At 35.9% G+C, this 26,777-nt stretch carries 28 protein-coding genes and 2 pseudogenes; 9 read left to right on the top strand and 21 right to left on the bottom strand.

What is annotated here, in order from left to right; genetic code table 11:
- A pseudogene (locus tag D1970_RS22990) lies at positions 1–148 on the bottom strand (ATP-dependent DNA ligase); the annotation flags it as partial.
- A 144-nt stretch (positions 149–292) separates the two neighbouring features.
- Here D1970_RS22990 and D1970_RS10575 point away from each other — a divergent pair.
- Positions 293–625: an AbrB/MazE/SpoVT family DNA-binding domain-containing protein gene (locus D1970_RS10575; RefSeq protein WP_246370297.1), complete on the top strand. Its 333-nt coding sequence runs from the start codon at positions 293–295 to the stop codon at positions 623–625.
- A gap of 50 nt (positions 626–675) precedes the next feature.
- Positions 676–2,334 (top strand): ABC1 kinase family protein, encoded by a 1,659-nt coding sequence (locus D1970_RS10570; protein ID WP_181213446.1) that lies wholly within the window; start codon positions 676–678, stop codon positions 2,332–2,334.
- 647 nt (positions 2,335–2,981) lie between these two features.
- Here the strand turns inward: D1970_RS10570 and D1970_RS10565 are convergent.
- From D1970_RS10565 to D1970_RS10495, 15 genes and pseudogenes are all read right to left on the bottom strand, one after another.
- The gene (locus tag D1970_RS10565) at positions 2,982–3,698 is read right to left on the bottom strand and encodes an N-acetylmuramoyl-L-alanine amidase family protein (RefSeq protein ID WP_246370298.1); all 717 of its coding nucleotides are present in this window, start codon (positions 3,696–3,698) and stop codon (positions 2,982–2,984) included.
- A 355-nt stretch (positions 3,699–4,053) separates the two neighbouring features.
- Positions 4,054–5,448 carry an ABC transporter substrate-binding protein gene (locus D1970_RS10560; protein ID WP_181213447.1) on the bottom strand — a complete coding sequence of 465 codons (1,395 nt, stop codon included), beginning with the start codon at positions 5,446–5,448 and terminating at the stop codon, positions 4,054–4,056.
- 182 nt (positions 5,449–5,630) lie between these two features.
- Positions 5,631–7,445, bottom strand: a complete 1,815-nt coding sequence (locus tag D1970_RS10555; RefSeq protein WP_119112825.1) for a sensor histidine kinase — start codon at positions 7,443–7,445, stop codon at positions 5,631–5,633.
- On the bottom strand, positions 7,442–8,122 hold the full coding sequence (locus tag D1970_RS10550) for a response regulator transcription factor (protein WP_119112824.1): 681 nt from the start codon (positions 8,120–8,122) through the stop codon (positions 7,442–7,444). Before D1970_RS10550 ends, D1970_RS10555 begins: the two co-directional genes overlap by 4 nt.
- 82 nt (positions 8,123–8,204) lie before the next feature.
- Positions 8,205–9,101: a carbohydrate ABC transporter permease gene (locus D1970_RS10545; RefSeq protein WP_119112823.1), complete on the bottom strand. Its 897-nt coding sequence runs from the start codon at positions 9,099–9,101 to the stop codon at positions 8,205–8,207.
- Between the two features lie 18 nt (positions 9,102–9,119).
- On the bottom strand, positions 9,120–9,992 hold the full coding sequence (locus D1970_RS10540; RefSeq protein WP_119112822.1) for a carbohydrate ABC transporter permease: 873 nt from the start codon (positions 9,990–9,992) through the stop codon (positions 9,120–9,122).
- Between the two features lie 428 nt (positions 9,993–10,420).
- Complete coding sequence (locus D1970_RS10535) at positions 10,421–10,648, bottom strand: hypothetical protein (RefSeq protein WP_119112821.1); 228 nt, start codon at positions 10,646–10,648, stop codon at positions 10,421–10,423.
- A gap of 467 nt (positions 10,649–11,115) precedes the next feature.
- Positions 11,116–11,418, bottom strand: a pseudogene (locus D1970_RS10530) (IS110 family transposase); the annotation flags it as partial.
- Positions 11,419–11,630: 212 nt separating this feature from the next.
- Entirely contained in the window at positions 11,631–11,792 is a 162-nt protein-coding gene (locus tag D1970_RS10525; RefSeq protein ID WP_119112820.1) for a DUF3934 family protein, read from the bottom strand.
- A gap of 942 nt (positions 11,793–12,734) precedes the next feature.
- Positions 12,735–13,082, bottom strand: coding sequence for a hypothetical protein (locus D1970_RS10520; protein WP_119112819.1), 348 nt, complete (start codon positions 13,080–13,082; stop codon positions 12,735–12,737).
- A gap of 314 nt (positions 13,083–13,396) precedes the next feature.
- Complete coding sequence (locus tag D1970_RS10515) at positions 13,397–14,197, bottom strand: DUF4839 domain-containing protein (RefSeq protein ID WP_119112818.1); 801 nt, start codon at positions 14,195–14,197, stop codon at positions 13,397–13,399.
- Positions 14,198–14,596: 399 nt separating this feature from the next.
- Positions 14,597–14,914 (bottom strand): hypothetical protein, encoded by a 318-nt coding sequence (locus D1970_RS10510; RefSeq protein ID WP_119112817.1) that lies wholly within the window; start codon positions 14,912–14,914, stop codon positions 14,597–14,599.
- A 359-nt stretch (positions 14,915–15,273) separates the two neighbouring features.
- Positions 15,274–15,498 (bottom strand): hypothetical protein, encoded by a 225-nt coding sequence (locus D1970_RS10505; protein ID WP_119112816.1) that lies wholly within the window; start codon positions 15,496–15,498, stop codon positions 15,274–15,276.
- Between the two features lie 111 nt (positions 15,499–15,609).
- The gene (locus tag D1970_RS10500) at positions 15,610–16,158 is read right to left on the bottom strand and encodes a hypothetical protein (RefSeq protein ID WP_119112815.1); all 549 of its coding nucleotides are present in this window, start codon (positions 16,156–16,158) and stop codon (positions 15,610–15,612) included.
- A gap of 34 nt (positions 16,159–16,192) precedes the next feature.
- The gene (locus tag D1970_RS10495; RefSeq protein WP_119112814.1) at positions 16,193–16,450 is read right to left on the bottom strand and encodes a hypothetical protein; all 258 of its coding nucleotides are present in this window, start codon (positions 16,448–16,450) and stop codon (positions 16,193–16,195) included.
- A 252-nt stretch (positions 16,451–16,702) separates the two neighbouring features.
- Here D1970_RS10495 and D1970_RS10490 point away from each other — a divergent pair, with 252 nt between their 5' ends.
- Both D1970_RS10490 and D1970_RS10485 read left to right on the top strand, forming a co-directional pair.
- The gene (locus D1970_RS10490; RefSeq protein WP_246370299.1) at positions 16,703–17,389 is read left to right on the top strand and encodes an EcsC family protein; all 687 of its coding nucleotides are present in this window, start codon (positions 16,703–16,705) and stop codon (positions 17,387–17,389) included.
- Positions 17,390–17,738: 349 nt separating this feature from the next.
- Positions 17,739–18,323 (top strand): hypothetical protein, encoded by a 585-nt coding sequence (locus D1970_RS10485; RefSeq protein WP_119112813.1) that lies wholly within the window; start codon positions 17,739–17,741, stop codon positions 18,321–18,323.
- 130 nt (positions 18,324–18,453) lie between these two features.
- Here D1970_RS10485 and D1970_RS10480 read toward each other — a convergent pair whose 3' ends face one another.
- Positions 18,454–18,771, bottom strand: coding sequence for an HAD family hydrolase (locus tag D1970_RS10480; RefSeq protein WP_119112812.1), 318 nt, complete (start codon positions 18,769–18,771; stop codon positions 18,454–18,456).
- A gap of 272 nt (positions 18,772–19,043) precedes the next feature.
- Entirely contained in the window at positions 19,044–20,336 is a 1,293-nt protein-coding gene (locus D1970_RS10475; protein WP_119112811.1) for an AbiJ-related protein, read from the bottom strand.
- 216 nt (positions 20,337–20,552) lie between these two features.
- Between D1970_RS10475 and D1970_RS22985 the strand changes: the two genes are divergently transcribed.
- From D1970_RS22985 to D1970_RS22970, 4 genes are read left to right on the top strand one after another with little or no spacing between them, the layout of a single operon-like run.
- Positions 20,553–20,780 (top strand): recombinase family protein, encoded by a 228-nt coding sequence (locus D1970_RS22985; protein WP_259339660.1) that lies wholly within the window; start codon positions 20,553–20,555, stop codon positions 20,778–20,780.
- Positions 20,781–20,815: 35 nt separating this feature from the next.
- A complete protein-coding gene (locus D1970_RS22980) occupies positions 20,816–21,145 on the top strand; it encodes a recombinase family protein (RefSeq protein WP_259339658.1) in 330 nt (109 codons plus the stop codon).
- Between the two features lie 4 nt (positions 21,146–21,149).
- Positions 21,150–21,293 (top strand): recombinase family protein, encoded by a 144-nt coding sequence (locus D1970_RS22975; protein WP_259339657.1) that lies wholly within the window; start codon positions 21,150–21,152, stop codon positions 21,291–21,293.
- Positions 21,294–21,305: 12 nt separating this feature from the next.
- Positions 21,306–21,962 carry a recombinase zinc beta ribbon domain-containing protein gene (locus D1970_RS22970; protein WP_259339656.1) on the top strand — a complete coding sequence of 219 codons (657 nt, stop codon included), beginning with the start codon at positions 21,306–21,308 and terminating at the stop codon, positions 21,960–21,962.
- 47 nt (positions 21,963–22,009) lie between these two features.
- On the opposite strand, the gene rlmD is transcribed toward D1970_RS22970, so the two are convergent.
- Together rlmD and D1970_RS10460 are read right to left on the bottom strand one after the other, a co-directional pair.
- Positions 22,010–23,398 carry a 23S rRNA (uracil(1939)-C(5))-methyltransferase RlmD gene (gene rlmD / locus D1970_RS10465; protein ID WP_119112837.1) on the bottom strand — a complete coding sequence of 463 codons (1,389 nt, stop codon included), beginning with the start codon at positions 23,396–23,398 and terminating at the stop codon, positions 22,010–22,012.
- A gap of 112 nt (positions 23,399–23,510) precedes the next feature.
- On the bottom strand, positions 23,511–24,377 hold the full coding sequence (locus tag D1970_RS10460; protein ID WP_181213451.1) for a DNA-3-methyladenine glycosylase family protein: 867 nt from the start codon (positions 24,375–24,377) through the stop codon (positions 23,511–23,513).
- Between the two features lie 196 nt (positions 24,378–24,573).
- On the opposite strand from D1970_RS10460, the gene dsdA reads away from it, so the two are divergent.
- Complete coding sequence (gene dsdA / locus D1970_RS10455) at positions 24,574–25,911, top strand: D-serine ammonia-lyase (protein WP_119112810.1); 1,338 nt, start codon at positions 24,574–24,576, stop codon at positions 25,909–25,911.
- 22 nt (positions 25,912–25,933) lie between these two features.
- Here the strand turns inward: dsdA and pdaA are convergent, their stop codons facing one another.
- Complete coding sequence (pdaA, locus tag D1970_RS10450) at positions 25,934–26,734, bottom strand: delta-lactam-biosynthetic de-N-acetylase (RefSeq protein ID WP_119112809.1); 801 nt, start codon at positions 26,732–26,734, stop codon at positions 25,934–25,936.
- Positions 26,735–26,777 lie beyond the last annotated feature (43 nt).

Below are 26,777 nucleotides of genomic sequence, written 5' to 3'. Positions count from 1 at the left end.
TTTTCATTAATTCAGGTAAGAGTGCGGTCACTTCATTGTTATGTCTTGTATATAATCTAACTTTATTTACAAATTTGGTTAACAATAGTCGAATTCCATCTAACTTCAATTCGGTAATGTAATCGTCCGAATTAAATGGCTCATAAATCTACTCTTTTCTAATAAAAGTAATTTAAGAACAACTGGTGACAATCGTCAACAAACTATTTGAAAAAGTTAAAGCAAACATTGAAAGTATGATTAGTATGATATATCATACTAATGTGAAAATGAATTATAAAAGGAGAGGTTTATGATGCATCATAAGAAAGAGAATAGCCAGGGATTCGGGCACGGCAAAGTGTTAGGAACAACATCGATGGGTGAGAGAGGGCAAATTGTTATTCCTGCTGAAGCAAGGGAAGAACTTGATATCAAGCCAGGTGAGAAATTCATTGTATTCGGAAATAAGCGCAAGGGAGCTGTGATTCTTGTCAAAGCAGAAATGTTCAATAGATTTGCGGATTTCTTTATGAGCACTTCGAAAAAATTTGAAAAGATGGCACAAGCTATCTTTGATAAAACTAATACTAGTTCTGATGATGATGATGATGATGATGACCTTGAGGCAGATGAAAAAGAATGAGTGAATTCTTTAAATTGATGAAGAATGTCCGATTCAGAAGAACCATGCGAATGATTTTTAAGTTCGCATGGGAATTCTGGTGGCTGGGCAAGCAAAAGAAGTTTATTTCGAAGCGGCGTTTAGAGGCGAAAACAAAAGCGTTATATCGAAAGCAGGCAAAGTATTTCACTGAGGCCGCAATCGGTATGGGTGGATTAATTATCAAACTTGGGCAGCATGTTAGTGCGCGAGTGGATATTTTGCCGAAGGAATTTATCGATGAATTGTCAAAATTGCAGGATTCAGTAGATTCAGTAGAATTTTCTGAGATAAAGAAAAAGGTGGAGGGTGAACTCAGACTATCAATTAGCGAGATTTTTGCTGAGTTCAGTCCAACTCCTATTGCAGCGGCTTCTTTAGGACAAGTACATCGGGCGACACTTCTAACAGGTGAAGAAGTCGCAGTAAAAGTTATGCGTCCTGGGGTCGAGGATATTGTTTCTATTGATTTGAAGTCCCTGCAAATTGCTATTCATTTATTAAAACGCCGGACAAAGATTGCAAATTTCATGGACTTGGATGCTGTGTATGATGAGTTTCATGAAACAATTATTGAAGAACTCGATTTTCAAAAAGAAGGACAAAATGCAGAAGATTTCCAGATGCGGCTTATCTATCGAGATGATCTCGTTATTCCACACATTAATTGGTCACTTACAACTTCAAAAGTTTTAACGATGGAGTTTTTAGAAGGCGTAAAAATCAACGATTTTGCCCAACTAGATGCTTGGGGTGTTGATCGGACTCAATTATCGAAGTCGTTGCTGGAAATTTTTCTACAACAGATTCTAGTAGAGGGTTTCTTTCACGCAGACCCACACCCAGGAAATGTTCTCGTGCAGCCTGACGGCACAATAGCATTAATAGATTATGGAATGGTCGGACGGATTGCAGATGACATGAAGGAGCAAATGGTAGCACTTGTAATGGCAGTGTATTTAAAAGATGCTCCCGGCGCAATCGATGCCCTTAATCGTTTGAGATTTTTAAGAAGGAATGCAGATTTAGAAGTGCTTTCACGGAATCTTACGTTTTTATTTGAACAAATCAACGGTGAAAAGGCAGACTTAACCTTTTTGACGTCGGGTGAAAATTCTGAAGAGTTGCGTGATTTCCTCTATTCTCAGCCATTTCAGTTACCTGCAAATACAACATTTTTGGGAAAAGCAATTGGCACGGTTTATGGACTTTGTAAAGGACTGGACCCTGAGGTTGATTTGATTCAAACAGCTAAGCCTTATATTGAAGATGTTATGAGTGGCGATCTACGAGGAAATGTCTTTTCTAACATCTTAGATGAAGGCAAAAATATTCTTAAAGGAATAATTCCTACGACAAAGAAGTTCATTTCTGTAGTAGATAAAATGGATGGCGGAAATTTACGTGTAAAGTTATCGGGTTCTTTTGAGAAAAAATTGATAGATATGCAAAATAAGAATACACAACGAATTATTTCAAGTATTATTGGAGCGGTATTTTTCCTGACAGCTGCAATCATGTGGAATGAAGTGAATCATATTGTTTCTTATGTGTTGGGCACTTTTGGGTTGGTCATCATGATGAGCCAACTGAAAGATAGAAAAAGTCGCCGAGGAGTAAGGCACGCAAGGCAGATGAGAGCCATGCGTGAAAGTTCTGGAATGGAGAAGTCGAAGTTTCATCCTAATTAATATTTTCATATTGATTCACTATATTAATGGATGACCCGTAATAAAAAAATATTTCAAAAAGTTCCCATTTGAGTGAATGACTGAGGTTAAACTTAAGTTGAAGGGTACTTACTACGAGATGATAGTCATTTTGCAGTTTGAGCTAATTTCTTATTTGTTTAGCTTAGAAATAGAACCGAGACAACATACCAACGGTACGTCTCCCGATCCCTTGTATTTTGTATTTTTTTCTCCCGCCTTCCTCTTTCAACGTACCAACTTATTTACAGCAGGTACCAACTTGAATTACGAGGGAAGAACTTGGTTTCAGGGAGACAAACATGTTGATTTAAAATAAAGTATGATTAAAATATTAAGCAAATGCACATTATTTTGCTAAATAAAAAGAATCCATTTTGAAAAAAGATTGCTCAAAATGGATTCTTTTGTTATAAGCTTCAGTTATATTTTTATAAAAAAGTTTGATCATAGCACTAAGATAATTTATATTTTTAAAATTTAGATGCTAACACATTTTTAGCATCCGCTACCTTACATATCATTCATCAGAATTTTGGTTATCCGTACTTCATTTACTAGTGTTGTGTAAGATAGACATAAAATCATTGTCCACTATCCAGTTTCTATTCAATTAAATTTATACTATTTTAACTATTTAAATAGTCAATCATCCCATCAACTATTGAATTTGTTGTGTTTGATTGAAATTCTTCTGAAGTCATTCGTGCTTCATCAGATGAATTTGAAATGTATCCAAGTTCAAGTAAGATTGCTGGACTTGAGTTTTCTCTTAATACATAGTAGTCTCCTAAACTTACACCACGATCTCTTGCATCCAACCCGTTTTTAAAAATATGATCTTGAATTAATGCTGCTAAAGGCTCGTCCGATTTTTTCTTATAATACGTTGTAATCCCCTCAACATCAATCGTAAAAAATGCATCAAAATGGATACTAACAAATAAGTCTGCTTTCTGTTCATCTGCAATTTTTACACGATCTGCGAGTGATATATTTACATCATCATTTCTCGTTAATATAACATTAGCGTCAGTACGTTTCTCTAACTCATTTTGTATATTTTTAGCCATTGTTAATGTTACATCTTTTTCATTTGTTCCATTTTGTCCACTTGCACCTATATCTATTCCACCATGACCTGCATCAATTACAATTGTTTTACCAGTTAATATCTTTTCAGAAGTTGTATTTACTTTATTTCTATTTACAGTTGATGCTTGGGCTGAATGTTCTTTATTTATTATTAGTTCATTCTCTTGAAGGTTTATGATTAAAACTATCATTAAAATTGATATTATCAATAATAAAAAAATTCTTTTCCACTTATCTTTCTTTCGATTCATGAAATTTCCCCCTAAGCTTTATATTTATCTTGCTGATATTTAATAGTCTAATAGTTGTGAATGAAGACAAAATCAAAATTATATAAAGATGAAATGAAGATTTATCAATTTTAAAGACGTTGTTCATTCCAAAAATTTAATGAAAAGTGCTCATTTGGGTTATATACCTTAAACGCATATCCATTAGCTCTTAAAAATAGATAAAGATGAGATGAATAATCAATCAAGATTGATAAAAATTGATAAAAAAGACTAAAATTCTGTTTGTTACTATTCATAAAAACTAAAAGATAATTAATTTGGATATGAAAAAGAGACCATTTTAACAATGGTCTCCAAGAAATTTCTTATCCTTCTACTCGTTTAAGTAAGTCATTACTCTGTTCTGTATAATATCCGCAACACTTTCCGCAGATTTTTGACCACTAAAATAGCTTTTCGATTCTTCTGAGATAATCGCTTGAATCTTGTCATTCGATCTCACTTGCGTATTTGCTTCAGTAATCATTTGCTTAAGTGGTTGAAGAGCTTCTTCTGAAATCGTTACCTGACGACCTTTTGGATTATCAAGTTTTGTTCCATTTTTCAATTCGGCAAATTCCTTTTCATTGGCAGCTTTATTAATTGGAAACTTACCCGTTTGTGATTGTAGTTGCATATCATAAGACATTAAAAACTTTAAGTAATCCCATGCTTCCATTTTCACATTCGAGTTCGCATTCATCGCATATCGATCGTAACCTACAAACGAAACACCTGATTCTTTGTCAGAAGAATGTGGCATTTGATAAATTGTTGCATTCTTATAAAAAACTGCTGAGCGTAAAAAGTAATCTTTTGGAGAATAGATTTGAGAACTTCTGAAATAAGTACCATCCTCTGAATACTGTTCCGTTAATACATTTTCGTCATACAATTCCCTCACTTGCATTAATAAGTCGGTGAAAAATTTCGAATTAAAATAAGCTTCATTTTTTCCTATATTCACAAGCTGACTAAAATTTTTATCCTCAAATACTAAGGTATTTAAGATTGTGTCGGGTGTATCTTGCATTGCGAATTCAAGTGTTCCTTTTTGTTTTAACTGCTTACTAACTTCAACAAACTGGCTCCATGTCCAATTATGTTTATCATCTATTTTGACACCAGTTTTCGAAATCGCATCTTGATCCGCAAATAAAGCATTCAAGAAAAAACGAGTGGGTAATACATATAGACCACCATTCGTTTGGGAGTTTTGAATGATATTCATATAATATTGATTTTTATCAAATGAAGTATCGATATTAATATAGTGATTTAAGTTGACAAAAGCTTTTTTATCAACAAATCGATCCACAGGTAAACTGCTTTCATTCAAAACGAATAAATCAGCACCTTTTCCAGATAAAACTTCTGTCGATGTCGTTTTAAGATATTTCTCCAATAAAACTGGTGACAACATATTTTTTGTCGTAAATCCTTTTATCTGAATCGTAATGTTGGGATGCTTTTTTTCGTATTCTTTTTTTGCCATTTCAAAGAATGGTGTATTTCCCATTACTGAGATGACTATCGTTTTTTTCTCGTCTTTACTTACCTTTAACGATAGATCTTCTCTATTCTGTTTTATACCATTATCATTAGTACTATTTTTTGAATGATTTTGTTCGGTGTTTTTGCTTTCCTTGGTTTGTGTGTTTCCACTACTGCATGCGGACAGACTAAACATTACGATTAAACTCATCATTAAAGGCAATATTTTTTTCATTACTTCATCTCCCATTTCTCTTCGTCATTTAATGTAAGATACCCACCTCAAATAAAGATTAGATGAAGATGAAATAAAGATTATTAAAAGATTGATAAAATTTTCGGGAACGCTAGCTATAACAAAAAAAATCGCCTGGTCAAAAGGGCGATTAATCAGAAAGAAACTAATGAGCAGTTTTTTCAACTATTTTTATTTAAGGTAAAGTAAAACAGTACGCCATCAGAAGTATTCACGACACCATACTGCGTACCATGTAGTTCCAATATATTTTTTGATATAGCAAGACCTAACCCAGTACTACCTTCTGATCGTTGACGAGACGTATCACCACGATAGAAACGTTCCCAGACTTTATCTAATTGGTCATTTGGAATGTGTGTTCCTTTATTTTCCACACACACTTTCACTTGATCATCTTCTATTGTCGTTGAAATATAAATATTCTCATGAACAGGGGTATAACGGATCGCATTTGTTATATAGTTCGTGATGACTTGTTCAATTCGATGTTGATTAGCGAATACTTCAATTGTTGCTAAATCTTTATGAACCGTTAGTTCCTTTTTCTCAATTTCTAAAGATAATTGATTACAAACATGATCAATTATTTTATCAATAAAAAAAGGTTCCATTTTCATTTTATACGTTCCAGACTCGTATTTTGCTAGTTCAAGCATATCGACAATTAATAGATCCATCTTGTCGACTTCTTTTTCCATCGCTTCAAAATAGTAGTCCTTCTTATGACTAGCAACACCGTCTTTTAGTATCGAAATACAGCTTTTCATAATACTTAAAGGTGTCTTTAGTTCATGCGAAACACCTGAGATGAATTCTTTCCTAGTGATTTCTAATTGTTTTTCTTTCTCAATATCTTGTTGTAGTTGAGTAATATGTGAATGTAGCGTATTTGAAAGCAAATTAATATTCTGTGATAAATCACCAATCTCATCTTTGGAATGATATTCAATTCGTTCTGAAAAATCTAAGTGTGCTATTTTTCTAGTTGTATCGTTTATTCTTAATAATGGTTTTGCGATTTTTATTGAATAGTAAATGGACGCCAAAATTGTAAGAAGTAAAACAAACGCAATCATATAGACAAAATAATCTTTTACCATCCGCACAGCTTCATCTACTGGTTGTAAAGAAGCCATTGAAAAAATATAATTTGTTTCACCATTTTCATCTTTAATCGGATCGATAAACAATTTATATTTGATTCCATTTTGTTCATAATCAAGCGTTTTAAACGTTTCGTATTGGTTTTGTTTATCCATGAATAAATTCGTTTGGAATTCATTAATACGATCCATAAATAAGCTATTACTGTATATGATGCTTGAAACGTCATTACGATCAGGAATGCGTACATTTTGTACTGTTCCTTTTAATTGATGGATTCCCTCATTATATTTTGTGGATAAGTCCAATTTTTCTTTTATAACGTATGTCTCATTATCAACTTGAAAGGAGTTATCAATATTTTTCCACATGGATTGATTGATCCAGTATGAATTATGCTGAACCACATAAAGATAAAAAGGGATTGATATATTATTTTTATCAATCGTTTTAACATCCACTATATCACCTTTTGAAATAGGTGGAGTATCTTGTAAAAGGTCGTCTTCTTTTAATAAGTGATACAAAGGAATCTTTATTATTTCATTTGTATTTTTAATGGTTTCTATCTTAATTTCCACATAAAAATCATTTGCAGTTTTCATATTTCCATTGTGATCAAGCGTTGTAATCCATGTATTTTGAGCACGATAAAAGTCTTGTTCTAATTGCTGGATTGTTTGAACATCACCATTACTTTTTAAGTATTGTTTCTCAAACGATTTGATACTTGATTTCAGTTCATTAACTTTTTGATTTGCATAGTATTGCTTAAAAAAGATTGTTTGACCTATATAAATGGATCCAGTGATTAACAAACACAAAGTTGTTGTTAATAAAAACAGTTTTAAGACAATCCCGAATTTCATACGGTTTCCTCAAACTTATAACCCGTTCGAATAATCGTTGTAATCACTTTTGATTTACTACCTAATTTCGTACGTAAATTCCGAATATGTGTATTGATTGTCCGTTCATCACCATTGTAGTCATAGCCCCAAACCTTTTGCACGAGTTGTTCTCTTGTAATCACAATCCCATGGTTTTGCATTAAATAAGTTAATATTTCAAATTCAGTATGGGTTAAATTGATATTGTTTCCATCTACTTTGACTGTCCGAGAAGAAAAATCGACTGAAATACCATTTTTGGTTAATGTTTCGTTTGAAGGCTCATTTATTTTATATCGACTTTCAAGTAATCGTTTAACTCTGGCAAGCAAAATTGGTGGACTATAAGGTTTTGTAACATAGTCATCGGCGCCTAACTCAAACCCAAGCAGTGTATCATCTTCATCAACCCGTGCTGTTAACATGATGATAGGAACATTTGAAGTCTTTCGAATTCTTCTACAAACTGCCCACCCATCAACCTTCGGTAACATAATATCAAGAATAATGAGATGAAAATCTTGTTCTTGAAATAATTCCAATGCTTGTTCACCATCAATCGCTTCAATTACTTCATGACCTTCATTTACTAAATAATCTTTCACAATTTCACGTAAAATCGTTTCATCTTCCACGATTAAGATTTTGTATTGCATGATCTATCCACGCTCGCTTTCTATGCTCTCCCATACTACTATTTTATCAAACATGGAATTTTATTAATTAGTGATGTAACCATTAATCCTTAGCACCTGATAACTGAATTCCTTTGATTAAATATTTTTTTGCAAATCCGAAAATCAATAACATTGGTGCCATATAGAGAATAGATGCAGCGAAACCAATGCCTCTTGTATCTTGTATGATTTGCGATAAATAAAGTGACAACGGAAATTTTGATGGATCATCTAGAAAAATAAGTGGTTGTTCAACCATGTTCCAATAATCAGCGAATAATAATACGACTAGTGCTGCAAGTCCTGGGCGAATCAGTGGCAAGATGATCTTCATAAAAATCGTAAAATGACCTGCCCCATCTATTTTTGCAGCCTCGATATATGAATAAGGAATCGTCATGACGAATTGTCTGAGTATAAACACACCAAACGCACCAAATACCCCTGGAAAGATGATCGCTCCAAAGCTATTTAAGAGCCCCAATTTGTCTGCAATAAGATAATTAGGTACAAGTGTTACTTGAAATGGCATTAACATAGTAACCATATATACCAAAAATAGCGTATCTCTTCCTTTGAACTTTAGTTTTCCATAGACATATGCTGCAAGGGATGCCACAATCAGTTGACCAAGTATGATTGGGATCACCATTAGGGCAGAATTTCCATAAAACTTCATATTTGATTGTTCCTTGTCAATGAAAGATTGTTTCTTAACAAAGAATGCTTTATATTGTTCGAACGAGAACTGGTCAGGAATCAACTTCAAATGGATGAAGGAATTTTTATGCGCATTATCTTGTTGACTCTCACTTTCTGAAGGATAGTGACGGCTAATTTCATTCTCTGTCATAAAAGAATTTGATAATGTAAAAACGACTGGAAAAACCATGATTGCCGCCATAAGCAATAAGGAAAAGGTTAAAATCCCTTTACGAATTAACGTATTTCTTTTCATCTTATTCACCCCTCGTTCCTAGCTCATAAATTTTCGATAGCGACGTTCGATTGCGAAGAAAATAAACACTAAGATTAAAATACATAAGACCATTAATGACGCAGCAGCGGTCAGTTTTTGAACATTTAATGAAGCAAACATATTGTTCATATAGTGCTGAATCATATAAATTCTATCATATGGATAATCTCCTGCGATTAGATAGGTTTCACGGAATACTTTGAAGGAGTTAATAATGCTCATTAAGAGTACAAAAAACATTGTTGGTGTTAAGTAAACCAGAGTGATCTGTCTAAATTTAAAGAAACGACCTGCGCCTTCCATTTCAGCTATTTCATAATAATCTTTGGGTATATTTTGAAGACCTGCTAAGAATATGATCATGTTGTAACCAATGTTTTTCCATAAATAAACTAGAGATACAACGACGATCGACCATTCCGATTTCATCCAATCAATTTGTGAAAAACCCATCTTCATCATCCATAAATTAATTGTTCCGTTCCAATCGAATAATATCTGCCATAGCATAACAATCGAAGCAACTGGTACAACAATTGGCAAAATAAATGAACTAATAATTGCATTTTTAAACATGACGGTTTGATGCAAGCAAAGTGCCAATATTAAAGAAATGCCGATTACTAGTGGAACATTGATTGCTGTAAACCAAAATGTGTTTGTGGCTGCCTTTAAAAAAGAAGCACTAGCTAACAACTCTTTATAATTAAAAAGACCAACAAATGAACCACCAACCGCCCCATCTTTAAATGAATAGATAGTACCCATTACAAAAGGGATTAGATAGAAAAGGGAAAAACCTATCAAACTTGGTAATAAGAAAAATGCTGCAACCTTACCATCATTATTTAATTGTTTACGTATTTTCATGTACTCACTTCTTTCTATATTTGAGTATTTAATTAATTGATTGATTAATAATTCTGTTCGGAAAGAAGTATAGCCTAATGAAATAAAGATGAGATAAAGATTAAATAAAGATTAAGAGGAAAAGTGATTATTATAAAAAATAAAAAGCTAACGGATTTGTTAGCTTTTTAAACTTTATTTTGAATTTCTTTTTTCTTTTCGATTACAATAAATAGTCGCTCGTCTCTACAATTTGGAGAACCAGCATTCAGTTTTATTAAATTTCATTAAAAAGTACATTAATCTTTCTTGGATAATGCACAGCATATTTCTACTCTTATTACACCTGCTTATAATAGTTGCATAAAGAAAAAGCTGCCTTAAAGACAGCTCTGATCTTAAGCTAACGCACCAGTTCGCTTAAGTGAATTGGTTCACAATTGCCTAATCTATTCAATTATCTCGCCTGAATAAACTTTAAGTTTTTCTTTAGCAATTGCCAATGCACTGTTTATGTTGTCAGTAAGTGAAAATCCTGTGGACTTTTGTAGCCAAGTTTCCCATTCGCTATCCCAAAAATAAACGTCAATTTCTAAAAGCCCATCTTTCAAACGTTTATTAATTTCCACTTTATATGACTTACTAGGTGCGTATATTTCTTTAACAAGTTCAAGCATAATTCCACTCCCCTATGAATATGTATCTAACCGTAACTTCTTGTTCAACTCTTGCCCTCCGTTATCTATTAGAAATACTAACATTTTTAACTATTCTCCCTCAATAAAAGAAGTTAAAACGCCCGATTCCTCTGGTTTTCACAGTATTTCATTAGTAGTTATTATAGGTTTATTTGCCGTCATTTTGGTTGAATTTATCTAGTGAGGATAAATTTGGACTTTGAAAGCACAGTAGAGTAGCAGGTAGTTTTTTAGGTTGTAATACGTCTTATACATTTGAAGCACGGATTAGTCAGCAAAGCAACTAGACTTCGGGCATGACCCTGTGGGGCAGCATGACTGACATCCACCTCATGGAAAGGTTGGACGAAGGAATTTGAGAGCGAAGACTCTGTGAGGAATGGGAGGGTTGACCTCCATGAGAAATGTGGACATCCACCAGTGCGATCATAAAATGACTCATCCACCAATTTTTGTAAGTCGGTGGCAGATGAGATATAAAATTCATGGGGTAAGGCCTCCAGCCTTAAGAATTGCAGAGCTGCTTTCCCTTCCCAGCTTTTAAAGACCGTCAAAAACTCGGGAAAATATCGGTCTATCCAATTGTGAATCTGCCCTTGCACTGTTTGAAGGTCATCAGTCAGGAGATCACGAATTTTTTTCGCCACCCTGAGTTCTGCATAAAATCCTTGTGGAATCGTAGGTTCGGCGTATCTCCCATCCTTGACCAGCTGTGCAATGACTCTAGCATCTTTCACATCGTTCTTAGTCGAGTTCTTTGCTTTTCTTTACGTCTAGCTTTAGGACTCTCTCATTCTACCAAGAGGCTATTTTTTTATTCAAACCCCATTTTCCTTCATTACAGGAATGCTGCCCCGTAGCTGAAAAAGAAAAAAGCGAACTCCTTTAAAGGAGCTCGCACACGTTGGGTCATTAAATAATTGTATTTATTCAGCATTCGCTATATTTTGGATAAGTGACTTTAACTATTGCTCGTGGGGTCATTTTCAACATCCGTTTTTTTTGTACCTTTACTTATATAAGGTTTTGCACTCTTTTTTTTGTTTGCACTAGCTTGCCAACGATTCCAACCCTTCTTGTCTGTTCCTTTCCCTGTTCCACCTTTTCCTTTAGCTTTACTCATAAAATCACCCCATTATTATTCTAGGTTGAGTTACCTATCTGGTTAGTTTTAGTCATTTTACTCGGTTATTAACCAAGCATATTTCAATAAATAACATTCTTCCAGTCACCCATACCATTGTGAAGAAACAATAAACTAATATCGGCTTCACGGAATTTCCTTTTTTCACTAAACTGCCTCGTTACTTTAAGTACATTTATTCACAATCTCAATAGTTAGTATCGGGTCTTCATTTTTAAAGAACTTTATTGTTTTTTAAACGATTATATTATTTTTCAAACAACTTTATTGTTCGTAAACAACAACACAGCATCTTTTCTAAAATCATAACTCTACAGTAACCCTTTTACCAGAATTACTTGGTATATCAACACACTACTCCCTTAACCCTTAATCCTTAACAAAAAAAGAAAAAAATTAATTATTTCTTTTTTTGTTTCTACTATGTGCCGTTAAAATAAACTCTTTCCTTTTCACCCCGTTCAAACCCGCATTCCTTCGTTCGCTGTTAAAATAATCTTTTTCCTTTTCTCCCGCTTTTCACCCTTTTCCGCAAGAAAAAAACCCGTTTTTTCGGGCTTTTCTCACACTTTTTTGTACAAACTTTATTCCAACTGTTGATAAGATGTGGAAAAAGTTTATTTTAAGCGGTAGGAAGTTTATTTTTTAGTTACATCTTAATTTAAGTAACACTGTACATTCCACGTGCGTGAGGACTTATTGCTTATACTATTACGCAAAAGGAATATCACTAGGGGGTGAATTTATCGATTTTTACCCCTTTCGCATGATAATTTACCCCTTTAGACATGGATTTATCCCCGTGGGGTAAGTTTTGCTAAAGAGTTATACTCTGAGCAAAACCAATTTACATTCCATCAATCTCTTTTTCTATGTGGAAACATAACAACGATTTTATGGTTCTTGGGAACAAATCCACAACTATTTATCGGCATTATTAAGGGTATCAAACATTTTTGAAGGAGATAGTTTACTTAATTCCGTATTGCGTGCCAACGCAGCCCTTGCACGATTATGAATAAACACATCCGCATCATGGTCATTAAAGCCCTTTTCCAAAACTAAGTATTGATATAATTCTCGACAAGGAGACAGCATATACTTCTCATTACGTAAGGCATTCATTGCTTTCTCTTTATCAACATTACATACCTTCATCAATACCCGCAGAATTTCATCATCTTTGACATTTGCTTCATACAAAGCTTCAGTCACAAGCTTTATCTCATTATTTCTAATCCGATGTTCTTCCAATGAACCTAGATACATGTATCTTTCCTCCTACTTCATTGTCTCTAATTACTCGTTAATATTAGTTGCCCGGCACTTATCAACATGCGTATATGCTACCATTGCTCGTAACAAATAGTATCTTATTAACCTATTAAGCTACGTGTCAAAGATATTTTAATATCAATTTCAAGGATAATATGGGTTATGTTTAAATAAAAGGATAATAAAGTAAATAACTACACCTAATCCTAAAATCTCACCTGTACAAAGATATAATATCACCTTCATAAATTTTATGAATTCCATATCCATTTATCTTTCGCCATTGTTACATAACTATTTAATTACATTTATCTCATTTTGATAGAAACTGGCTTGAGTTGAAAAAGACCAGAAGTCTCGCTATATTCTTCAACCGTAGCAATGATATGGATATTAAGACCTACTCCAAAAGTATCAGGAACATTATCTCCTGTTAGATGCAAATCGTTATAATTAACATCTCTAAATTGGAAATTAGGTCCCGAGAAAGTAGTTTTACTATAGTCTCCAGCATAAATTAAATAATCAAATCTTGTTTTATAATTTCCGTGGTTACTCACATAAGCGGTATTCCCATCAAACTCAATGGTTCTTCCAGCATACTTCTGAGCAAATTCTTTAATAAGAGGATCAGACTCGTCTTTTGTGCTAAGTATTTCTGCCAATTCTTTGCAATTATCCACTGTTAGGATTTCTACTTTCGGTTTTTCTACTTTCGGTTTTTCTGCATTTGAATTATCCTTTGCCTCAGATTCTGCTGCACTCTCATTATCTTCTTTTTTGAATGTATGATACTTAATAATGACTTCTGTATCTGCAGATATCCATTCATCTGGAGAATAATCGACATCGCCGCCAACAGATACTTCTTTAACCTCTCCATCTTTTGTTATCCAACCTGTAATTAAATCTTCAAGCTTTTCTGTTTTGATGTTCTTGAATCCTTTTGATTTAAAGTCATCAACTACCTTATGATAATCTCTACCTTTTTGAACACTTGAACCTGACGGTGTTTTTGCTTCACCTTCATGTTTGTTCGAATTGCCGCCACATCCCACTAATGTCATAACCATTATACATGCCAAAAGAACACTAACTATTTTCTTCATTTTTGATTATCCTCCAATTAAAGATTTATCGCTAAGTCATACATTGAAAACCCAATTGATTCGACGATTACACTTTATATAGGTACAATCTCATCAATGACCAAATCATGCTTAGGTTTTTCCATTCCAGTAAAAATGGATAAAAGACCGCCTTAAATTTTTACAACCGTACGCATAATCTTATCTGAATTGCCCAATGTTGATTTCTACAAAATAAAACATATTCCCTTCCATTTACCATTTTTTAATAATCGTTGAATGCAAAAAATCCGACACTATTGCCGACTTTAATTTTAAGATTATGATTTACAAAATGAAAACTAAATTTATTTATATTTTTTCATAATACCCACTCTCTTTCTTTAGCGGAAATGTATTCTTTCGCAAAATTATTCTCTGTTATGCCAAACGGTTAAACCCTATCCGCAATACTGCACCTCCTTTTTCTACTTCGCCATCACTTACAAAGCCAAAATCCGCTAAAAGCACACCTTGAATTTCGACCACATCTCGATTCCCAACATAAAAATAACCCTCGGAAATGCCGTCAATAAGCCATTTCCAAGGGTTTATTTCATTGTTTTGTGCCGTTAAAATAAACTCTTTCCTTTTCTCCCGCTTTTCACCCTTTTTCGCAAGAAAAAAACCCGTTTTTCGGGCTTTTCTCACGCTTTTTTTCACGTTTTTGATCAAGTTAAAATAAAGTTTTTCACTCACGCTTTTTTCTCGATTGTTGATATGTCGGGGATAACAGGCTCTTTTCTCACACTTTTTTGTACAAACTTTATTCCAACTGTTGATAAGATGTGGAAAAAGTTTATTTTGATTGGTAGGATTTCTATTTTTTAGTTACATTTTAACTCCAGCAGTGCGACCGTCTCCACATGTGTGGACTGTAATTGACAACACAATGGATGTTGGTGGGTTTATCAACATTCTCTGGCCTTCTTCTGTCGTAACAGAATAGCCAAAACAGGATATAATACTTTAGGGTGTTTTATTCCGATTCTTTCTCTCTCCTTGTGCCCCTATCTTCATATATTTAGCCACATTTAAAACTATATTATAGCTGCTAGCTACATTAAAAATTTAAATGAGACTAAAAATTTAAAATCAGGGTGTATTGGAGATATAGCAAATTCTTCTGGTAAAGGTTCGTGGGGGTAATATTCCGGTTCAATGTAATATACAAGTGATTTGTAGTCAAATCCCATAATTTTATAAATTTCATCTTTTTTAAAAATTACGGTATCATCTTCAAGTACATCCTTTAAACATTTAACGTGTGTGAATTTTTCCATTTAGCGCTCGTATGAGATAATTAGTACTACATAGAATTTCGGGTAAATATTTTTTAAAATAATACAAGTGAAGCTAGTGGGTTTATCAGTAGCCTTAAATAGCTTGTTCCTCTACTTTAAAACATAGTAAGGATTTTCTACTAATTCGACTCCTGCTTTTTCATATCTATTAAATAAATTTTCACAATCCCATTCCTCATTCACACACATTACTCTTCTTAAGCCCATTTCATCTAATGTTCTATTTTCTTCCTTTGTTATAAGAGCTGTAAAGTAATACCTTAAAAGGATATTACCAATAATATGACCATCCGGATAGTCCTTTTTTAATTCCTCGATTATTTCCTTAAAATATATATTTTTACATACGACGTGTTCCCTAATGTATGCGGTTTTTTTGTTATTGTTATAAAGTTCTAGAGCTATTGGAGTAATATATTTATGCGCTCCCATACCATTCCAATCATAATTTAAATCCAAAGTCTCTTTTGCAGAAGATTTCAAGGATCTATATACGAAGCCTTGAATAAAATTAGTATTATTTTGAAAGGTATATATAGATTCGGGATCCATTAATTTTATTGCATTATAACTTCTAATTAACCACTCTACAGCACGTTTATATACTAATTTTTCTGCTGATGTACTAAGTTTGAGCATATTTATACCTCACTAGGGCTTTGCAAGTTTTGATCTATAGCGTACCCAATTTTCTCTTAACAGCCTCTATATCTGTTGTAAAAAAGTAAGTAGCTCCATCTTTAGAATACGAATCACCGTACCATATCCCCTTATTAATGGCAGACCAATTATACCGTTTTGAATTTGTTTCTTTTTTAAAAAATCTTGCTGCCTCCTGAATACTAGGACATTCTGCGATTAATTTTTCTCCCTTAAATATATTTACAGGAATTTCGACTTTGTTCTTTATTTTTGGCCTTTTTCTTTCCATATGGACACCTGTCTATTTTTTATTTTAATCATTTCAGTATTGAATACGACAAACTTAGCTATAGCTGATTAACTTCTAATTTATATCGGCTTTTTAAAGTCTTTATTCAGCAAGCTTACTACTTGGATACAACAGCAAGTCTTTTGATTTTAAAGCAAAATCACACCTCTATTTTATAAAGGATAATTAATTTTCTTACCTTGATTCATAGTATAATATTACTATAATTCTCCAGAAGAAAGGTGATTAAAATTGTCTAAAACAAAATCTTTAACACACGACTCAATAATGAAGGCATTAGAGTGGTCTTACGATAAAGCAATTAACGGTGGTATCCCTGGTATGGACACCTCAATAGAATTAGCTGAGAGTTATTTGCAAAAAAGTGGGACTTTGGATGAAAAAGTTAAAAATTTAATACTCTGGCAAAACACTAAAAGTGCTACTAGTGGATTGTTAACCGGTTTAGGAGGAATTATTACATTACCTGTTGCTGTACCTGCGAATATTACCAGCGTTATTCTAGTTCAAATGAGGATGGTTGCAGCTATTGCACATATGGGTGGATATGATGTAAAAGATGATCAAGTTAAAACATTTGTTTATGCCTGTTTAGCCGGAAATGGAGCAAAGGATATTCTTAAAAATGCAGGCATTCAAATAGGAAGAAAACTCGCAGTCACTGGTATAAAAAGAATTCCTTTCGAAGTAATAAAGAAAATCAATCAAGCTGTTGGCTTTCGTTTATTAACGAAGTTTGGAGGAAAAGGAGTTATTAATTTGGGTAAAATGGTGCCTTTAGCTGGAGGAATTATTGGTGGTACCGTGGATGCTCTTGCTACAAATACTATAGGTAATGTTGCTTACAAACTGTTTATTCAAGAAAAAAACTTTAAAAGTAATGATAATCCTGACATTATTGATATGAAATTAGATTAGAAGCAGCAGCTGTTTAATAGCAGTTAAAAAATCCACCTATAAAATTAATTTAAGTGGAGGTCGGCTTTTATGAAAATAACCAAAGAAATAATTTTTCGTTGTTACTACTAACATGAGTTGTGAGATACATGCGTAGAGTACTATCTGCAGACAAACCATAGGAATTCACCTATTGGAACAAGAGGGATTATCACAATGCCAATTATGACAATTGAAAATCTGACTATACCATATAAGGAAGAACAACTTCTAATGTGGGAAGAAAGGAAATTATCCATTGTTCCATCCTTTATACTTGCATGGTTTTCAAAAACTGATTACAAATTCAAAAGGAAAAGGAGGACTATAAATGAAAGAAATCTTAAAACACCCAACTGTTTCTGCAATAATTGGAACAGTGGTTGGAACCCTGATAGTAGCATATATAAATAAGATAAATGTAATTGAAGCACTTATTTTAATCTTTAATTGGCTAAAGGAAATATTAACATCTGTTTTATCCTTTGAAATTCAATTTTGGATAATCTTGGTTGTATTATCCATTTTTTTATTTAGTAAGAAAATCGTTGAGAAAGTAAATTCGAATAGTTCAGATTATATCGGGCAATCTATAGTAACTCATTACAGAAAAGATAGAATAGATAACATTTTATGGATATTCGAATGGTATCGTGGGTTTGACGGGAGGTTAACTTTAACAAATAGTTCACCACATCCCATTTGCCCAGATTGTATGAATGATCTTGTACTTTCAAATAAATCACCAGAAGGCTTTTATTCAAACCGTCCTACAAGATTTGTATGTGAGAATTGCAGTTTCTCCCAGAGGTTAGAAAATGATCCTGAAGATTATATATTAAAAATTAAACGGGAAATCGTTCGAAGAATAAGAACAGGTGAATGGCGTAAGTCGCAACAAGAGCATTCTTCATAGCCATCCTTTTTGAGTAAGGGACGAGGGTATTCTGTTTTGAAATTAAATTATATGTTGTTTCCGTTACTATCCCTCGTTCCCTTATGCTCTTACGATTTGTTCTTTTTATTTTTACAACGGGGTGTAACCGCTAAACTAGAGAGAGCAGTTTATCACAATTAAGATAGAGCGCTTTTCCACAAATAAGATTGACCAGTTTCCCGACAAAATATGACACTTTTGACAATAGTACCTTAGTGGCATAAGGTCGTGGAGAATTTGTAACTATTCCTAACTTTAAATTTTTATCCTCTATAATAGATGATAGTTCTTCACCAAAAAGAGCAAAGGTTTTAGTAGGAATATATCTATAACATTCGCTCCAGGGCCTTCTGCGTAGTTGTTTTATTTGAGCAGTATCTATAAGTGTATCATCAAGATCAAAAATAATTGCTTCAATACTCGACATCAAACTCCCCCTTTACTACTAGGTTAATTTTACCATATATCCCGAGTCAATAGTCAGATTTTATTCAATAAATACAACAATTGTATAATTATAGTTAGGTTTATTGTGTTTATTGAATAGTGTAGATAATGGAACTAATGGATGTCTCACAAAGGGTTGTAAAAATAAATATAAGTTTGACTTTTGCCATAGGATATAGCGCCCGTACAAATAATGTATATTTAAAAGGCAATCTCAATGTAATAACTTGAGATTGCCTTATTTAATATATATTAAATTACTCCTCCATTATCCAAGTATTGAATAGCAGTCGTGACTAAAGAAAGGCAGCGTTTATAAAAATAATCGTAATGTTTATTATCTTCTATATCGACTTTTGTGGTTTCATGATGACGGATTCTAAAGTTGTTTCCGATTTTTGTAAGCTCGTAGAATTCTCTATCGAATAATTCTTTAAATGGCTCATTGTTGCCACTCATACTTTCAGTGATTCTATTTACTGATTTTTTCTTATCTAGCGTTGGCGAATAATATGTTTTTAGTCTTTCAAAAGCATCCCAGAGTTTCTCAACAGCAATATTCAAATTCTCTTTTTCGTAGTACCTACTAGCTTCCTGAAGTAGTTCTTTCAGTCCTACCTCGCCAATCGAAGCCAATGAACTGTTTGTTATATGACTAGTTACTATGCTTTCAATTTTTCCATTATTTAATTTCAGGGAAATACCATTTAGATTAAATATTGTATTAATATCTGCTGCTAAGTCATTATTACAATACTTACCGAAAAACTCTATCGCATCTATCACATTATAAGGCAAAGTGAACAAGATAAAATCCTTGAGACTATCAGTTTCAACAAATTTATTCTCTTTATTAAAGCACTTGGGAGTATAAAACATCTTTATATCTTGAAGAATTTCTTCACTTACTAAAACATCATCCACCCATCCTGTCTCGCTTGTTTTTCTAAATCTAAAATCATATTTTTTAAAGATTTGATAAATTTGATTTCTTACTTCACGCTTAATTCTAAGTACTATTTCTTTCTGTTTTATCGCTTTCTTATTTCTTTGAGAAAAAGGAACAAACATCTCATTTTCTGGTTGATATAATCTCCAACTATACACATCACGGTTGGAAATTTTCTCTGCAGGATATAGTTCATATCCATCATGCTGTAATAGTTTATTTATCTCGGTAAGAAATTCCATCCAGTATCCTTTTTCTGATCTAACTGCCGGATGAAATATCTCACAAATAAATCTCAAGTATATTTCATCGTTTCCATTTTTCAAATGAAATCGTTCGTCTTCAAATACCCAACAATATGGGTAATCATCATTGTTAATCGTGTGCTGCCATATATCACCTTCAGCATTTGAGAATCTACAATCAGAACTTGGCATACTTTCTAAATCATATAATCTCTTAAGAAATTCAAGCTCATCCATTTGTCCAAAATAATAATAACTTACTTTTTTCGTTTCAAATACTTCTTCTAAATCCATACCGTTTTGAAATAGATCAAGAATATCACGCTTTGTAATCTCGCTAATTCGGTTCACGATTCCAAATCATTCTCCTTTCAATAATATCCAATAGAAAACCACTTATAAGAAAACAACTTCAAACAATATCTTCTAATAACCTTTACAGAGAGATTTTCAAAAAAATCATGCTCGAACCTTATAACTTTGATTTTTTAGTAATAGCTTCTGTACAATTATATTACAGTCCAAGCAAGCACAAAACCTTTACCTCGTGCTCCCCCATTGGATTGAATAAAACATCAGGATAAAGAAGAACAAAAACAATCTTTCTATTTAGATATCCAATCTGGTACAAAAACAAAAAAACACCCCCAATTAAAACGAATGATTGAGGATGCAAAAAACAATAAGTTCGATATCATCCTAGCAAAAGAACTGTCACGGTTAGCCCGAAACGGACAACTTTCTTATGAGATTAGAAATTTAGCTGAAAACCGTGGTATTCATATCTTACTTTAGATGGTGCCATTGATACTTTAACCGGAAATACTCAAATGTTTGGTTTATATGCATGGATGTATGAACAAGAATCACAAAGAACAAGCGATCGTGTAAAGTCAGCATTATCAGTAAGAGCAAAGAACGGAAAATTCAAAGGATCAAACCCACCTTATGGCTACTATGTAGAAAATGGGCATTTAAAAGTAAAAGATAATTTTTCACCTAATGTAGTTCGTCGAATATTTAGTTCTTATCTTTCTGGTCAAGGGTTTGACAGCATTGCTAGAGAGCTTTTAGAAGAACACATACCTACTCCGTCTATTGTTGCAGGAAAAAAATGCTACTTCTATCTGGCATGGCTCTTCCGTATGAAAAATACTTAAGAATATGCATTATATCGGTGATCTTGTCCAACAACGTGAAATAACAATAAGTGTAGCTACTGAAAAACGCAAAAAAAATAATCCTGCTGATTATGTAGTTATTGAGTCTACACATAAAGCCATTATCTCCAAGGACGATTTTTATTAAGCTCAACAACTAATGAGTGAAAGAAAACGAAAACGACCACATGTTAAAAGGCACTTGTTCTCAAATATTGCGTTCTGTGCTGATTGCGGTAAGAGCATGCACTACAAATCAAGTCGTAGAGGCTATATTTGTGGAACATTTAATAAGCATGGACGTACACAGTGCTCAAACCACCATATAGAGGAGAATGAATTGATTAAGATCATTCAGATTAGCATTAATCAAATGGTGTCAAACTTGTATTTAAAGTCTGTCCAAAGAGATATCGAAAAGAAGATAACAAAAGATATGAAATGTGATCAGAAAAGGCTTGATATGGTTTTCAAAGAGATTGAGAGTTTAAAAAATGATAAAACAGCAGCACTTCGGCTAAAGATTCGTGGTGAAATTCAAGATGAGGAATACAAAATGCTTATAGATGACAACAGTGTTCAGATTACGGAGCTCAACGAAGAAAGAGTCACGTTAGAAAAAAGGTTGCTTCATCAAAGAAAAAACGAGGACCTCCAAAAGCTGATTCAGCAGATTAAAGAATTCACCCAAAAACCTGTCTTAGATAAAAAAATGGTTCAAAAACTTATAGAACGAATAGAAATAAAAGAAGATGGGAATCCGAGATTCTATTACAGATTCTCGGATCACTATATGTCTTCTTTTTTTGCCCAATGATTCTCACAGATTCTGGTTCTTCTGTAAGTTTTTTTATTTAATATTGATCATTCGTCGTTTAGTACAAGCAACACACAGCACTCCACATGTGCAGTATGCGGGAACATATCCACGGGCTGGATGTACTCTACTTTGTATTGCTTGCTCAAGGTGTCGATGTCTTTTGCCAAGGTTGACGGGTTGCAGCTGATGTAGACGATCTTGGCTGGCTTCACCTGCTGGATGGTTTGGAGAAGCGCGTTATCAAGGCCGGTCCGCGGCGGGTCGACGATGATGACGTCCGGTTTCCAACCTTTTTTGACCCATTTCGGCAATACTTCTTCTGCTTTTCCGGGCACGTATTTGGCGTGAGTGATGCCGTGACGCTTGGCGTTTTTCTTGGCGTCTTCAATGGATTCGGGGATGATGTCCATCCCTCGGATTTCCCCTGCCTGGTCTGCGAGCCAGAGGCCGATTGTTCCCACCCCGCAGTATGCGTCGAGCACTTTTTCCGTTCCCGTTAGCGCAGCGGCTTTTTTTGCCTCGTTGTACAGCTTCACGGTCTGCTCAGGGTTCAGCTGGAAGAACGTACGGGCTGAGAGCTCGAATTGCAGGTCTCCTAGTGTTTCCTGGATGAAATCATTTCCTTCGAGCGTTTCTGTCTCTTCGCCGAAAATGAGTGATGTTTTTTCGCCATTGATATTCTGTACAATTGAAACCACTTCAGGCAATTGCTCTTTGATATCGGCAATAAGCTCTTCCATGTTCGGCAGCTCTTTTTTCGTCGTGACGAGAACGATCTGCACCTCTCCAGATGTGACACCAGTACGCGCAACAATTGTCCTGACAAGGCCTTTTCCTGTCTTTTCATTGTAAACTGTGATGTTGTGTTTTTGCAGGATTCCTTTAATCGCTTCTGTCGCCTTCACCGTTGCTGGGTGCTGGACTGCGCACTGCTCGATATTGATGAGTTTATGCGAGTTCATACCGTAAAGGCCAGCAAGGATCTTGCCTCCCCGCTCGCCCACCTGGAACTGGCTTTTGTTCCGGTAGCCCCACGGGTTGTCCATGCCAATCGTTTCCCTGATGTCCATTTCTGCTACAGGCAGCTTTGTGTGCCGCTCGAGCGACTGGATAACGATATCCCGCTTTTCCTTCAGCTGTTGAGAGTAGTGCAAATGCTGAAGCTGGCAGCCACCGCACTCTTCATACACAGGGCAGACAGGCTTGATGCGGTGCTTCGAAGCCTTCCGGATCTTCTTGATTCTCGCCTCGGCGAAATTCGGGAGCACCTTTGTAACCTCTACCACTACTTCTTCTTCAGGCAGAGCACCAGGTACAAACACGACACGGCGCTTGAAGTAACCTACACCTTCCCCATTGATCCCAAGCCGCTTGATCGTCAGCGGAAAAGTTTGGCCCAATTCTATTATGACAGGCTTGCTTTTTTCTTGAATCCCGCCTTGTTTTCCCGCCCTTTTATGATTTTCAAATTTTCCTTTAGGCTTGTTTGTTCTTCCGTTCAATATGGTTCACTCCAATTTATATCGCTGCCTGCAAAAGGCAGCATTATTCAATGCTCCTCCACAAATAGAGGGAGGCATAGCTTAAGTAAGGTTCCCACGGCTTGCTCCATTGCTCCATTTCCGGAACGGCCGGTTTTTGTTCGAGCCCATAAACCTTTTTGAGGGCATTTTGAATCCCAATATCCGCCACCGGGAACAGATTATTCCGCCCGAGCCCGAACATGAGGAAGTTTTGGACCGTCCATGGGCCGACACCCCGGATTTTGATCAGCTGCTTTTCGATTTCAGCATCACTGCTGTTCTTCATTTTTTTAAAGTCGAGCGCTCCCTCGGCAGCAAGCTTGCCAATCCCGATCACATACTCCGCTTTCCGGCCGCTGAACTGCATCTCCCTCAGCTGCTCCACAGTCAGAGCTGCAACGGTTTCAGCATCCGGGTAAAACCAGACTCCATCCACTTCCTCGCCGTACGCATGAACAAACCGCTCTGTCAGCCTGATAGCAAAAGCCATGTTCAGCTGCTGGTGGATGATGCATTTTAGCAGACAGCCAAGAGGCTCAAAATCAAGCACGAGCGGCGTTCCGTAATGTTCATCGAAAATTGGCTTTAGGTCGGTTGTCTGGAAATGGGCATGAATATTGATGAGCTCATCGTCCCAGCGGAAAATTTCAGCCACCCGCCCGATTGCTGCCTCTTTCAGCTGTTCATCCCTTCCCCTTACAACAAAGGAAGGATTCTCAAGTGTCCCGATACTTTTCACTTCAACCGCGAGCCTCTGTCCGTCTGTCACAACCGGAACTTTGACCGACTTATTTTCCAAATCTACGGCATGCAGCGGATCGAGCTGCAGCCTGTCCAGCGCAAGATCAAAATCATAGGGTCCCGGAACGGAAACCGTCTCCTGCCACACAAGCATCCCGCCTTTTACATAAAAAATAATTGTAGGCACTCTAGATGATTTCCCCGTATTATAGCAGATTCCCTGCCTTTTTACTAAAAGAGGGCGCCTGGCCATTGACGATGTTTTTGCAGGAATTCCCGGGCCCTTTAGCAAAGAAGATAGAATGAACCCTACAGAATCATTGCGGCAAAGGAGGAGAATCACGATGAAAACTGTTCAAGATTGGATAAACGACAATCCTTTAATAGAAAAATTAGTACAAACAAAGGAGGTATTCTGGGTTAATCCTAAATATCAAACATCACAGACTGATGTAAAACTTCCGCTTAACGAGGAGAATGTAAAAGATGCCGAGGAAAGATTGCAGCGTTTTGCCCCTTACATTGCCAAAGTTTTTCCCGAGACAAGAAAACTAGAAGGAATTATTGAATCACCTGTCATACCAATTCCGGCCATGCAGCAGCAGCAGCTGTCACATATGCATGGGAACACATTGGAGGGCAGATTTGTATTGAAATGCGACAACGACCTCCCCATTTCCGGCTCCATTAAAGCACGCGGAGGCATTTATGAAGTGCTGAAACACGCAGAGACTTTGGCTATTCAGCATGGGCTGCTGGCGGAAAATGATGATTATTCCATTTTCGCCAGTGAGAAATTCAGGACCTTCTTTTCACAATACTCGATTGCGGTTGGTTCGACCGGCAATCTGGGATTAAGCATCGGGATTATGAGTGCAGTATTAGGCTTTCAAGTAACGGTTCATATGTCTGCTGATGCAAAGCAATGGAAAAAAGATCTTCTGAAGAGTAAAGGAGTAGAGGTAATCGAGTACCAGGATGACTACAGCCTAGCCGTCAAAGAAGGACGAAAGCAGGCGCAAAGTCAAAAGAATTGCCACTTTGTCGATGACGAAAACTCCCGCGATTTATTTTTGGGCTATGCAGTAGCGGCTTTTCGCCTGAAGAAGCAGCTGGAAGACCAGAATATTATCGCAGACGATGACCATCCGCTATTTGTGTATCTCCCATGCGGGGTTGGCGGCGGTCCTGGTGGAGTCGCTTTCGGCTTAAAACTCGTCTATGGGGACAAAGTCCACTGCTTTTTTGCCGAGCCCACCCATTCCCCGTGTATGCTGCTCGGACTGGCAACAGGGCTGCATGATTCCATCTCCGTCCAGGATTTTGGGATAGACAACCTCACAGCCGCAGACGGTCTTGCCGTCGGAAGGCCCTCCGGATTTGTCGGCAAAACGATCGAGGCCTTATTGAGCGGAAGCTATACAATAGATGACAATGAACTATTCAGGCTATTAAGCGTCATGGCCGATCATGAAAACATCCATCTTGAGCCTTCTGCAACAGCCGGACTCATCGGCCCAGTTAAACTGATGACCGAGAACGAAGGTAGACAATACATCCAGCATCATCACTTGGCAGATAAAATGAAAAACGCCACACATCTCATTTGGGCAACCGGCGGAAGCATGGTGCCGGGAGACGAGATGGAGAAGTATTATAAGAAAGGAAAAGCATTGCTATGAAAAACCACCCCAAATGGAGTGGTCAATAAAGCATCGGCTCTTTCAATGTTTCGCCAAGCATGTACTGGTCAAGACTTTTAAACGTGTAGCCCTGTTTTTTCAGATCTTTGATTACTTTTTCAAGGGCATCTGCATTGTCTTTTGAAACAGAATGAAGGAGAAGGATGGCACCAGGATGGATCTGTCTCATGATATTTTCGTACGAATAGCGCCAGCCCTTTTGGGAGTCGGTGTTCCAGTCGACATACGCGAGCGACCAGAACACATGGGTATAGCCGAGCTCCTTCGCAAGGTTCATTGTCCGTTCACTGAAAACGCCGCGGGGCGGGCGAAGATAGACCATCTGCTTGTTTCCCGTCAGCTCCGCGGTCTTTTCCCGGACGCTTTCCAGCTCTTTCTTCAGCTTGGCATCGCTTGTTCTTGTCATGTCCGGGTGATGCCACGAATGGTTCCCGATAATATGGCCTTCTTTTGCCATCCGGTAAACCTGTTCCTCCGCCGTCTCCAAGTAATGGCCCGTCACAAAAAAGGCCGCAGGCACTTTTTCTTTTTTCAGCACATCAAGCACTTTGTCGGTATAGCCATTCTCATAGCCGTTATCAAAGGTTAAATAAATTTCCTTTCGTTCCGGGGACCCTTTGTATACAGCTCCGTGCTTTTCAAGTATTTTTTCAAGCGGTTTGCCGGCATCTGCCTGCCTGCCTTCCTTTGCTTTTTTGAAACCCCAGTGGATCGGCTTATTGGAATATTCCGCATGGGCCTGAGTGGAATAACCAGGGACTATCATGGCGATTGCAGCAATCAATACTATCATCAGTCTCATGTTGTCTTTTTCCTCCAAGGATTTTTCCTTAGTGTTTGTCTTT

Origin of the sequence: Mesobacillus zeae (genome assembly GCF_003570705.1) — a bacterium.
Classification (GTDB): Bacteria; Bacillota; Bacilli; order Bacillales; family Cytobacillaceae; genus Mesobacillus_C; species Mesobacillus_C zeae.
The sequence above is the reverse complement of the archived record's forward strand: the minus strand, read 5'-3'. Positions and strand labels throughout refer to the sequence as shown.

Coding starts and splice junctions, on each gene's coding strand:
- D1970_RS10575 (WP_246370297.1), top strand. CDS start 293: ATGATGCATCATAAGAAAGAGAATAGCCAGGGATTCGGGCACGGCAAA.
- D1970_RS10570 (WP_181213446.1), top strand. CDS start 676: ATGATTTTTAAGTTCGCATGGGAATTCTGGTGGCTGGGCAAGCAAAAG.
- D1970_RS10565 (WP_246370298.1), bottom strand. CDS start 3,698: ATGAATCGAAAGAAAGATAAGTGGAAAAGAATTTTTTTATTATTGATA.
- D1970_RS10560 (WP_181213447.1), bottom strand. CDS start 5,448: ATGAAAAAAATATTGCCTTTAATGATGAGTTTAATCGTAATGTTTAGT.
- D1970_RS10555 (WP_119112825.1), bottom strand. CDS start 7,445: ATGAAATTCGGGATTGTCTTAAAACTGTTTTTATTAACAACAACTTTG.
- D1970_RS10550 (WP_119112824.1), bottom strand. CDS start 8,122: ATGCAATACAAAATCTTAATCGTGGAAGATGAAACGATTTTACGTGAA.
- D1970_RS10545 (WP_119112823.1), bottom strand. CDS start 9,101: ATGAAAAGAAATACGTTAATTCGTAAAGGGATTTTAACCTTTTCCTTA.
- D1970_RS10540 (WP_119112822.1), bottom strand. CDS start 9,992: ATGAAAATACGTAAACAATTAAATAATGATGGTAAGGTTGCAGCATTT.
- D1970_RS10535 (WP_119112821.1), bottom strand. CDS start 10,648: ATGCTTGAACTTGTTAAAGAAATATACGCACCTAGTAAGTCATATAAA.
- D1970_RS10525 (WP_119112820.1), bottom strand. CDS start 11,792: ATGAGTAAAGCTAAAGGAAAAGGTGGAACAGGGAAAGGAACAGACAAG.
- D1970_RS10520 (WP_119112819.1), bottom strand. CDS start 13,082: ATGTATCTAGGTTCATTGGAAGAACATCGGATTAGAAATAATGAGATA.
- D1970_RS10515 (WP_119112818.1), bottom strand. CDS start 14,197: ATGAAGAAAATAGTTAGTGTTCTTTTGGCATGTATAATGGTTATGACA.
- D1970_RS10505 (WP_119112816.1), bottom strand. CDS start 15,498: ATGGAAAAATTCACACACGTTAAATGTTTAAAGGATGTACTTGAAGAT.
- D1970_RS10500 (WP_119112815.1), bottom strand. CDS start 16,158: ATGCTCAAACTTAGTACATCAGCAGAAAAATTAGTATATAAACGTGCT.
- D1970_RS10495 (WP_119112814.1), bottom strand. CDS start 16,450: ATGGAAAGAAAAAGGCCAAAAATAAAGAACAAAGTCGAAATTCCTGTA.
- D1970_RS10485 (WP_119112813.1), top strand. CDS start 17,739: ATGAAAGAAATCTTAAAACACCCAACTGTTTCTGCAATAATTGGAACA.
- D1970_RS10480 (WP_119112812.1), bottom strand. CDS start 18,771: ATGTCGAGTATTGAAGCAATTATTTTTGATCTTGATGATACACTTATA.
- D1970_RS22980 (WP_259339658.1), top strand. CDS start 20,816: ATGTTTGGTTTATATGCATGGATGTATGAACAAGAATCACAAAGAACA.
- D1970_RS22975 (WP_259339657.1), top strand. CDS start 21,150: ATGCATTATATCGGTGATCTTGTCCAACAACGTGAAATAACAATAAGT.
- D1970_RS22970 (WP_259339656.1), top strand. CDS start 21,306: ATGAGTGAAAGAAAACGAAAACGACCACATGTTAAAAGGCACTTGTTC.
- dsdA (WP_119112810.1), top strand. CDS start 24,574: ATGAAAACTGTTCAAGATTGGATAAACGACAATCCTTTAATAGAAAAA.
- pdaA (WP_119112809.1), bottom strand. CDS start 26,734: ATGAGACTGATGATAGTATTGATTGCTGCAATCGCCATGATAGTCCCT.